This window comes from Halalkalibacter sp. APA_J-10(15) (assembly GCF_023017105.1).
Taxonomy (GTDB): domain Bacteria; phylum Bacillota; class Bacilli; order Bacillales; family Bacillaceae_D; genus Halalkalibacter.
The window spans coordinates 132,838-143,408 of record NZ_JALKEV010000013.1 but is presented as its reverse complement, the minus strand read 5'-3'; the positions used below and the strand labels follow the sequence as shown (position 1 = coordinate 143,408).

7 protein-coding genes are annotated in these 10,571 nt (G+C 39.2%); 4 read left to right on the top strand and 3 right to left on the bottom strand.

Annotation, left to right across the window (positions count from 1 at the left end):
* Positions 1 to 899: 899 nt before the first annotated feature.
* The gene (locus MW695_RS15815; protein WP_247106298.1) at positions 900 to 2,936 is read right to left on the bottom strand and encodes a LuxR C-terminal-related transcriptional regulator; all 2,037 of its coding nucleotides are present in this window, start codon (positions 2,934 to 2,936) and stop codon (positions 900 to 902) included.
* A 124-nt stretch (positions 2,937 to 3,060) separates the two neighbouring features.
* On the opposite strand from MW695_RS15815, the gene ilvB reads away from it, so the two are divergent.
* The 4 genes from ilvB to MW695_RS15795 all read left to right on the top strand — a co-directional run bounded on the left by ilvB (position 3,061) and on the right by MW695_RS15795 (position 8,498).
* Entirely contained in the window at positions 3,061 to 4,824 is a 1,764-nt protein-coding gene (ilvB, locus tag MW695_RS15810) for a biosynthetic-type acetolactate synthase large subunit (protein WP_247106297.1), read from the top strand.
* Positions 4,814 to 5,293, top strand: a complete 480-nt coding sequence (gene ilvN, locus MW695_RS15805; RefSeq protein WP_247106296.1) for an acetolactate synthase small subunit — start codon at positions 4,814 to 4,816, stop codon at positions 5,291 to 5,293. Before ilvB ends, ilvN begins: the two co-directional genes overlap by 11 nt.
* Positions 5,294 to 6,241: 948 nt before the next feature.
* On the top strand, positions 6,242 to 7,525 hold the full coding sequence (locus MW695_RS15800; protein WP_247106295.1) for a voltage-gated chloride channel family protein: 1,284 nt from the start codon (positions 6,242 to 6,244) through the stop codon (positions 7,523 to 7,525).
* Between the two features lie 253 nt (positions 7,526 to 7,778).
* Positions 7,779 to 8,498 (top strand): DUF421 domain-containing protein, encoded by a 720-nt coding sequence (locus MW695_RS15795; protein ID WP_247106294.1) that lies wholly within the window; start codon positions 7,779 to 7,781, stop codon positions 8,496 to 8,498.
* Positions 8,499 to 8,629: 131 nt separating this feature from the next.
* On the opposite strand, the gene MW695_RS15790 is transcribed toward MW695_RS15795, so the two are convergent.
* Both MW695_RS15790 and MW695_RS15785 read right to left on the bottom strand, forming a co-directional pair.
* On the bottom strand, positions 8,630 to 9,415 hold the full coding sequence (locus tag MW695_RS15790) for a YibE/F family protein (RefSeq protein WP_247106293.1): 786 nt from the start codon (positions 9,413 to 9,415) through the stop codon (positions 8,630 to 8,632).
* Positions 9,412 to 10,548, bottom strand: a complete 1,137-nt coding sequence (locus tag MW695_RS15785; protein ID WP_252120782.1) for a YibE/F family protein — start codon at positions 10,546 to 10,548, stop codon at positions 9,412 to 9,414. The genes MW695_RS15790 and MW695_RS15785 overlap by 4 nt, the downstream gene beginning before the upstream one ends.
* Positions 10,549 to 10,571 lie beyond the last annotated feature (23 nt).

Genomic DNA, 10,571 nt, shown 5'->3' with positions numbered 1-10,571 from the left:
GAAAAAACAATCGATCAGCTACTGCCTTGGTCCGAAACTCTACCAGAGCATTGTTATGTGAAAACTGATAACTAGATTTTACTATAGTCCCCATCTTGGCCATAGGTGGGGACTATTTGACGCTTACTTTGTGGAAAAGTTAAAATGGGTCTTTATTTTGGTTCTGTTATAAATATTGGGGTATGGAGAAAATTTTGTGCAAAAACACACGCCTAATGTCTTATACTTGAATTTGCTGAAACAAGAAAAAGGATAGGAGCTGTGGCAGGCATCATAACATGATTATCCCAGAATTAGAAGATGTTATTATTACAAATTCAGAAGTTCTCAAAAGCCTTTGAGTGTGCGCTGATATACACGAAAAGACCCGCGCTTCAAAACATCCAAACCATTTTTAAAAATGAACAGGATATATTCCCTGTCGTACTTGAACTATTGCAGTCAAAACATAGAATTTGCCATGTTAATCAACTGTATTTTGATGGGTTTTCATTGATATAAAAACTCTATAACATTAAAGTACCATATTTAACTATATTATTTGAGGTAATAATAAAGGATATTTTGAAAATAAACATTTATGAGAGAAACGAGTATATAAAATGATACAGTTAAAAAGTATATTAAGTAAAAGTAAAAGGCTCATTTCTGATTTTAATTATATTAACTATGGTGCAGACTGGGGTATCCTTTGGCATTCCTTGGCTGAATAAAATACTGATTGACGAAATTTTAATAGAAAATCAGTTTCAGCTAATATTCTTTGTATTGCTGTCTCTCATTAGTATGCCCCTCTATCTAATCATGCCGATGTTTTTAAAGAAAAAGATATAAAACAAGCTGTCAAGAAAGTATCGATAGCTTGAGCCAATACTAAGAATTTGCTGTTTGCACGCAAGTTACTTTTCCGTTTTCCCACCAAGCAACTTTGATGCCAGTTGAGTGCGATTCTTAAGACCAAACTTCGATAGCATTGCATTCACATGCTTCTTAACCGCAGCCTCACTGATGTAAAGGGATGAGGCAATCTCACCATTTGTATATCCTGCTGTAAGTAGCTTAGCCACGTCCTTTTCCCGCTTAGTCAGATCGCTTAGATGCACTTTTTCAGATAGAGGTAGAGCCCTTAATTCATCCTCCACTTCACCGACCATTTTCTTCACATAAGATCTTAGTCTACTGTTTCGGGTATCCAGCCAGTAGGTGTAAGTCGGTTTGGACATCCCGTAGTCATCATGCTCTGCATCTTGTATCTGTTCGAAACCGAGCCCTAACATTGCTTGTTCATAGTAATCCAGTGGAGGAGGGGAAGAGACGATCAGATTGCCCGCTAAAATGTATTCGAATAGATGGGTGACGATATCCGAGCGCAATTGTTCGTTTTCTAGATCCTCTACGTCAGCGCTTAACAAAAACCAAGCCTTTCCCTGATCTGCAGCAACAGACAATTGCTGTCGTCGATCCGGTGTCATTGACTTAAACAATGACCGAGAGATTGGGGCAGAGGCGAGGTATTCCCAAGTCTCTGCGTTTATGGCCAAAACTGTAAATGCTCCGATTACGCGTCCCTCGACGTTCCGCAACAATTGAATGGACCGATTACAGTCTGGAATTTTTAGAACATCTGGCCAGTTCACCGCTGACAATCGAAGGAGGCTTTGTTCCGGTGTGAAAGAGAATCGGAAAATCGCTTGTGATTCCGGGTCTGAACAGAGGACATTCCATGGACAGGGTTGATTTTTTCGTGCTTCAATATAAGCTTCCAGTTCCTGCAAGTTCTCATCGTTCAGCGGTTCGCGATAATTCGGTGAGGAACGCGAATGCCGATAATGGGCCTTAAGAACCGGGCTACCAGCAAAATGTAGTAGTTCAGCAAGATCCCGCGAAATATCTTTTCTCACTGCATAGCCATTTTCAACTTTTTTCAATGAGTAGAGAATGCCAATACGGCCGTACCGTTCAAACTGTTCCGGCATGCGCTCGCGGAAGGTTTGGCGCATATTTTCCCAAACAATCTTGTGAAGCTGCCACCCGCCTGTCACACGGTTCACAAAGGAGAGCTTAATTAACTGATCAAACGAGGCGGGGCTGATCGGGTTTCCGATTAGCTCCTCAAGCATCTCTTGCTGGAAGGTTCGTACGGAAGAAGCGGCAAATAATAGACGGCGTAACTCATCATCCGTCACTTCCTGAAGCCATTTCTCCAACATTGCTTCAATCGGTTCTTTCTCGGCAAGAGAAAAGAAATCCTCTTCCCCTTTTATCTCACCGGGGGAAGGAGCAAGCAGGGAAACGGCAAGTGGATGGCCTAGCGTTCGCAACCAAACTGTATCGATTGCTTCCTCGCTTGTAACTCCCCAATGAAGAAGATATTGCCGAATCTCTTCGTAGGTTAATGAGGAGAGAGGCAATTCTACGATTAGTTTCTTCCACAAGGAAAATCTCCAAGGCCCTTCAAGCGGATAACGACCTGAAACAACGATTAGGATGTTCGGAGGCAATTGTGGGAAGTAATAGGTGCGCAGCCAGTAGTCCAAGGAGCCAGCTTCCTCATATCCGTCAATTAGGAGGACGACCTTCTTTTCCTCAGGCAAATCGCTCATCTGTTGGAGGCTTCGACTACCTGGTGCTGTTGCGCTGTCATCCTCAACCACTTTGATTCCATTCAGAACGATCTGATCGAATGCTTCGGTATCCCCATTTATTTCCTGCAGGTTGACTTGGATAGGAATGGCTCCCATAGCTTCTGCCATCGAGGCAAAACGGGTTAGCAAATACGTTTTGCCTATCCCAGCTGTTCCGTACACGTTAAGAATTCGTTCCGTCCGTTCGGAAAGATTGTTCATATACTGCTGAAAAAGTCCTGTTTCAAATGACCTTCCAACGAAATGATCTAGCATGAGTTTGCTTAATTTCTGACCGATTGTTTGTCCCATGGTAATCCCTCCCTTTGCCAAATTTTTATCCAAAAGTATACCATAAACGTAATCGAAAGGGTAGCCTCAAATCGTTCATTCTGTAGTACTGTAAAAAAACATTATGACAAGGAGGTTATCACTAATGAGTTTTAAATCAGAACAGAGGTCCACTCCTCTAACACAAAAAGGAGAAATTCTCTCAGGATCTGAGATTCTACTACGTACTTTACTTGCGGAAGGAGTTGAATGTGTGTTCGGATATCCCGGGGGTGCGGTTTTGTACATTTATGATGCGATGCATGACAACCCAGAATTCCGTCATTTGCTTACACGCCACGAGCAGGGGGCAATACACGCGGCGGACGGGTATGCTCGCTCTACAGGCAAGACGGGAGTCGTAATGGCAACGTCCGGACCGGGTGCTGCCAATTTGGTAACCGGTCTTGCAACAGCCTATATGGACTCGGTACCTCTTGTCGCAATAACCGGCAATGTGGCATCCAACCTGATCGGAACTGATTCATTCCAGGAAGTCGATATTGTCAGCATCACCCAACCGATTACGAAGCACAGCTATTTAGTTCGTGAAGTGTCCGATCTAGCCCGAATTGTCAAAGAGGCTTTCCATATTGCTGGAACAGGACGAAAAGGTCCAGTTCTAATTGATATTCCAAAGGACATTAGCGCAGCCGAGACAGAATTCGTTGTGTCTGAACAAGTTTGGATTCCAGGCTATACGGAGGAGATTGAGTCACAAACAAGCGATAAAGAAGCGGTTGAGAGGCTATTGTCCGCATTAAAGGAGAGCAAGAGGCCGTTACTTCTAGCGGGAAGAGGTGTCATTCTAGCCGGCGGGAGTGAGGCACTACTAGATTTCGTCAATCGCACGGGAACACCGGTGACGACGACTCTACTTGGCTTGGGAGCGATATCGGCAGATCATGAGCTATGGTTAGGTATGCCTGGCATGCACGGTACTTACGCCGCAAATCAGGCACTGTTACAATGCGACCTCCTGATTGCTGTTGGGGCCCGTTTTGATGATCGTGTCACGATGGAGTTGGACAGTTTTGCACCCCATGCAAAAATTGCTCATATTGACATAGACGCAGCTGAAATTGGCAAATTGGTGTCAGCCTCCATCCCAATTGTAGGGGATGCAAGGGGAATATTGGAAAAATTGAATCGAGGTATTCCAACCGATTATAAAGAGAAGAAAGAATGGATCGATAAGCTACGAAAGTTGAAATCAGATTATAGGCTCCAGTACAAGTCGTCCGATAAGGAGCTAAAGCCCCAATACGTGATTGAATTAATTTCACGAACAACTGGCGGGGAGGCGATCGTTACAACTGATGTAGGACAGCATCAGATGTGGACGGCACAATATTACCAGTTTCGAAAGCCGCGTTCTCTGATTACCTCAGGGGGATTGGGGACCATGGGCTTCGGTTTTCCTTCAGCAATTGGGGCGCAGGTTGGCAATCCGGGTACCACTGTCATATCTGTGAATGGGGACGGGGGAATGCAGATGTGCTCCCAAGAATTGGCGATTTGTGCGATACACAATATTCCCGTGAAAATCGTCGTTCTCAACAATCGTACCCTTGGCATGATTCGGCAATGGCAGGAACTAATTTATGAGGGGCGCTATAGCCATATCGATTTGGCTGACAGTCCAGATTTTGTCAAACTTGCCGAATCTTACGGAGTCAAAGGTCTTAGGGCAGAAACACCAGTTGAAGCTGAAAGGGTGTGGCAGGAGGCATTGTCAACTCCGGGGCCTGTACTAATCGACTTTGTCGTCTCCAAAAATGAGCTTGTATATCCGATGGTCCCGCAAGGTAAAGGATTAAAAGATATAATCCTAGGTCCGGATATTGGAGGTGGAACAGATGACGAATAGAAGACTAATTTCGGTTACGGTAAATGATACGTCAGGTGTACTTCAGAGAGTGGCGGGCTTATTTTCAAGGAGAAGCTATAACATCGAAAGCATTACCGTTGGGCCATGCGAACAGGAAGGTCTCTCACGCATGATTGTTGTTGCTAGAGGGAACGATGCCCAACTTCAACAGATGTGCAAACAATTAACCAAGTTAATCGACGTCTTACATGTCGTCCAGTTGCAAGATAGACCTTTAGTGAGCCGTGAACTAATGCTAGTAAAACTTAAAATGGAACCTTCCAAACGTTCGGAGATTCAAAGCCTGACAGAAACCTTTCGCTGCTCTGTTATAGATGTGAGTCCAGGTACGATGATTGTACAAATCATCGGAGATCCAGAAAAAAACGATGCATTTCTTCAACTGCTCCGACCGTATGGAATATTGGAGATGACTCGTACGGGCGATATTGCAATGAACAGGGGGTAAACATCGAAATAAGGAATGAATACGCAGTATCACATTATTAGCAATAGATAAAACATATAGGACGATCAACTTTCGGGTGATCGTCTTTCTTAGTTGACACATACTGTGCAGTAAAGGTCTTTATTTTTAAAAGCTCTGTGAAAGAATTGATTAAAGTTAATAAAAAGGGTGAATAGGTCTTCAAAAGGAGTCCAAATTAGGACCGCGATTGCAATTCGTTTATTCAAATAACGCTTCTTTAGTTGAAGGAGGAAATAAATAATTTGTCATTAGCTACCCAAAATAAAAGGATAGCTTTTTGAATGAAAGTATTAATTCACTTCTTGAGCTTGAGAAATAAATCCCCACAAAATTGTAGGGAAGTGCTAAATTGATATAAATACTTTGTGTTCAAAATTAACCATGTTATTAGTTTTTTTCGGTGAATCGTCCCATAATAGAGGCAAAGTTCTTTTTTCTTTTCTTTTGTTCTAAATCGCTCTTCGACTTATCTAACTTCTGCAACCTAATTAATTACCTTCTTAAAATCCTTTTGGTCAATAAATAAACGAACCTAACCCCCCTGTAGTATTCAGATGCATTTTTACCTACTAACTGATTATTTTCATACCTTTAAAATTTTATAGTTCGCGTGTTCATTCCTACATATATAAGTGATTTCGGTTAAAGATATTAAAGAAGTAGAATGCTTTGGAGGGAGAGCATAACTTGGATTTACATTTTATATGGAAAGCTATTGTTATTGTTTTTGGTGGGGTTCTTATTTTACGGCTGGTAGAAAGCCATTTCACAGTAGCCTGTTGTCAAGACGGTCATGAGGATTGCCGTTGGTTCATTAATTATTAAGCCGCTAGGGAATCGAAATAGAACCTTTTTACAGAAGTATTACATAAGGAGCATGACAACACCCTCAAAATCATCTGAAATGAGAAAGTAGAAGTGACTTAAATGTATAAAAACCTTTTTTTAACTCTTTTCAAATGGATATTTTTTGGAGTAATTATTGGTTTGATTATTGGCTCTACAACAGCCTTGCTCTTACATACCAATGATTTTCTTGGAGAGACACGGAAAGACAATTCTTGGTTAATTCTTTGTCTACCTATAGCAGGGTTGGTTCTAGGTTACATATATATGAATTTAGGAACGAGCGCTGGAACTGAATTATACAAAGGGAATAATCTTGTAATTGAGGGGGTTCATGGTAAGACTAAGATACTACGGAGGTTGGGACCTATAGTCTATTTAGGAACATTTATGACAGTTTTATTTGGCGGATCGACAGGCAGAGAAGGTGCGGCCATTCAAATGGGAGGAAGTGTAGCCGAAGCTGTAAACAGGTTCTTTAAAGTAAACGTTATGGATACCAAGATTTTATTGATGAGTGGAATTAGCGCTGGGTTCGGCACAGCTTTTGGTACACCAATTACGGGTGCTATTTTTGGAATGGAAATGGTCACTTTAGGAAAGATGAAATACGAAGCACTTGTTCCTTGTCTAGTATCAAGCTTTGTAGGACACTATACGGCCGAGAAAGTTTGGGGTACCCAACATGAAACATTTATTATCCAATCTGTTCCAGAATTATCACTTATGTCATTTGCAAAAGTCATTTTATTAGCCATTCTTTTTAGTCTGGTAAGTGTGTTATATAGCCAATTAAGACACGGAATACAAAAAGTTTCAGAAATATATACCAAGAAAAACCATGCATTACGAGCCTTCATTGGAGGAATGATTATTGTTGCTTTAACATTTATTGTCGGTTCCTATGATTACAATGGGCGTAGTTTAGATATGCTAGAAGAGTCATTTAAACAAGATGTTCCTCCCTATGCCTTTCTGACTAAGCTCGTCTTTACCGCGGTAACTCTAGGGACTGGTTTTGTAGGCGGGGAAGCAATACCGTTATTTTTTATTGGGGCAACGTTAGGTAATACTTTATATCATTTAATTGACTTCCCTATGTCTTTCCTGGCTGCCTTAGGGATGATTGCAACGTTTTGTAGGGGGACCAATACACCGATAGCCGCTTTCCTTTTGGGGATTGAGATGTTTGATGGACAAGGAATTGAATTTTTTTTCGTTGCGTGCTTAACGAGTTATTTATTTTCAGGTCACCATGGACTGTGGCCTTCTCAAATGATATATGAACCGAAGAGTCGTCTTTATAAAATTGCTAATGGAAAAACGATTAAAGATGTTGAACAAAAGAAAAGGAATGGGTGCTAGTGAAGAACAAATTGGAGAGTATGTAAATCGCGTATTATCGTAGTGTTGCGCTTATTTAATTAAAGGAACCTTCAGCATAACATGCCAAATAAAAAAAGTCGTTTCTTGAGCGTACAATAATTCGCCTTTTTTTAGGTTGTAATTTGTTTAATGTATTCATCGACTGATGTAATGAAAGTAATATTTCTCCACATCGTGAAGATAACTATCATGAAACTCATATATACTCCCAAAAGGAATAGGTGAAAACCATATGGAGGTTTTAAAAGAATCAGCTATTATATTAGCGAGAATTATAACGATCTTCCCGCTATTTTTATTAATAACACATTATATGGGCAAACGTTCCATTGGAGAAATGCCTATTTTCGATTTTCTCATTATTATGACCTTAGCCAATGTTGTAGGAGCTGACATTGCTGATCCAAAAGTAGATCATGTTTATACTTATTTAGCTATTATATTCATTCCACTGCTTCAAAGATTAACTGCTTATTTATCAATTACGCATCGAAAAATAGGGGGAAAAATAACGTTCGAACCTACGCTAGTCATTCAAGATGGCAAAATCTTAGTGGGAAACTTAAAAAGGATTAGGTATACGATCGATAACGTGTTGCGAATGTTACGACAAAAAAATATTTTTGATATAAGTGATGTTAAGATTGCAATTATCGAATCAGATGGAAAAATAAGTGTGTTAAAAAAAGAAAATAAATTGGAAGTAACGATTGAGGATATAAATGTAAAAAAGAAAAGTAAAAGTTTGTCTTATCCATTAATCGTAGAAGGAAAAATTTACGAAGATATACTAAACTATTTAGGCTTAAATCGTCAATGGTTAGTTGCTGAATTACAAAAAAGACAGATTGCACAAGTAAATCGCGTCTTCTTCGCTTCAATTAATGATGACCGCGAACTTCACGTTTCCCTTAAAAATGAACACCAACAAATGCCACCTATTTACAACTAGCTTTAGGGTTCTTTACATAATCATCATTTATATATGAAAAGATTCTGTTGAGGAAGGCACTGAAAAGTACCACTTAACTTTTTCAGTGCCCTCCTGTTGCGTTTTTCTTATATAATTCTTTCTTAGCCAATTCACAAACGTTCATCGATCGTTTCGTTATTCTTGTTAGTTTTCACTAAGAAAAAGGCAGTAATCCAAGAGGTAATTGGAATAACTAGTGTTACGCCAATACCAGCACAAAGAATGGTGATCATCTCAGCACTAAATATTTTAGAATTGACAATCTCGCCTAGTGAATAAGATAAATCTTTAAACCAAATAAGCAATGCCAAGTAGCCTCCAAAGAAGGCAAAAAATAACGTATTCGTGCTTGTTCCGAGAATATCTCTCCCAATACTTAATCCGGATGAGAATAAGTCTGTTCGACTAATGGATGGATGATGGTAATGGATCTCACGCATCGGAGAGGAAATAGAGATCGCTGTATCAATGATTGCTCCAATTGTGCTCATAATAATAACAGCAGCTCCAACTTTAACAAAATCGATTCCAATATAAAGGGAAAACATACTTAGTTCTTCAATCTCTTCTCCTCCAAACCCTTGGATCATGGCTTTATTTGTTACAATGATAATGAAAAACAGTAATAGAACGGTAGTGAAAACACTTGAAATGAAAGCTGTTTTGGTTTTAGTGTTCCATCCATTAATATAAAATAGATTTATACAACTTATTACTGTACATGCAACTATTGTTAAGATAATGAGATTCACATTTGGGTCATTCATAATAATGATAAACACGATAAGGACGCCAAAATTGAAGAATATAGCTAAAAAAGATCTTACCCCTTTTCCACCACCAATGATGGCCATTAATAGAAAGAGAATCGCTGATAGTACAAACAAAGTATTCATGCTCTTGCCCTCTTTCTCTGAATGAAAAATATGGTCGTATAAATAGCTATAGGGATGGTTAATACGATACCAATACCACCAGCTAAAGCGCGAGCCAATTCTAAGGAAAGGTTCATGGAAAGGGTAAACCCTAGTGGAGAATGATTTTTAAAATACAAAATAAGCATTGGAATGGAACCACTTATATAGACAAAAAATAAAATATTTGTCATCGTTCCCATAATGTCTTTTCCAATTTCCATTCCTGAAGCTTTTAGTACTTTTGCTGAAATGTTTTTATTTTTTTCATATATCCCGAATATAGAAGAGGACATTGTTATCGCTACGTCCATAACTGCTCCAAGAGAACCGAGGAATAATCCTGCCATAAACACCATTTGATAAGGGCGAGTTATAAACTGCATCCCCTCATACCTAAGTCCGTTTTCTGCCGTTAATTGAATAACAACATACGTAATGAACAGCGAGATGAAAGTAGCAAAAAGGGTAGCAACAATCGCTGAGAATGTTTTTTCATTAAACCCGTTAACGAGTAAGAGAGAAATAACAGTAAATAAAATAATACTGAAACCGCATATAAGGATAAGACTTATATCTGAATGATTTATGTATACATCTAAGGCGAAAGATAACAAGATCGCATTTACGGCCAAACTTAAAATAGAAAAGAGTCCTTGTTTTTTTCCAATAATGATTAAAGTGAAGATGAAAATCCAGGCAACCACTACTAAATATGTATCACGTTTAACATCTTTTATCATCCCTGTTAATGCGGTGTTTTCTTCTTCCATTGTAGTAATCGATACAAAAACGTTTTGCCCTATTTTATATTCGTGATCAAAAGCTTTAGATAAGGAATATTCATTAGTTAGAGTGATTAGCTTTCCTTTGTCTTCACCATTTTTTAATATTGCGTTTATTTCCTGTGTGTGTATACGATCTTCATTTCCAAATCTATCAATCGTTTCAGTTGTATCTTTTACTTCTGTTTCGATCACCTCGGCAATTGGTTGGTCATATAGAAAATCATTGTTGTTAACAAAGATGATGGAAGCAACAAAGGATACGGATAATACGATAAATAGCAAGAAATGTTTGGTCGTTACTTTTTTCAATTTTTTTATTGCATTCAAAACAAAACCTCCAATTATTCGGG

Bases quoted from the DNA above. Each gene is read 5' to 3' on its own strand.
- MW695_RS15815 (WP_247106298.1), bottom strand. From the start codon at position 2,936: ATGGGACAAACAATCGGTCAGAAATTAAGCAAACTCATGCTAGATCAT.
- ilvB (WP_247106297.1), top strand. From the start codon at position 3,061: ATGAGTTTTAAATCAGAACAGAGGTCCACTCCTCTAACACAAAAAGGA.
- ilvN (WP_247106296.1), top strand. From the start codon at position 4,814: ATGACGAATAGAAGACTAATTTCGGTTACGGTAAATGATACGTCAGGT.
- MW695_RS15800 (WP_247106295.1), top strand. From the start codon at position 6,242: ATGTATAAAAACCTTTTTTTAACTCTTTTCAAATGGATATTTTTTGGA.
- MW695_RS15795 (WP_247106294.1), top strand. From the start codon at position 7,779: ATGGAGGTTTTAAAAGAATCAGCTATTATATTAGCGAGAATTATAACG.
- MW695_RS15790 (WP_247106293.1), bottom strand. From the start codon at position 9,415: ATGAATACTTTGTTTGTACTATCAGCGATTCTCTTTCTATTAATGGCC.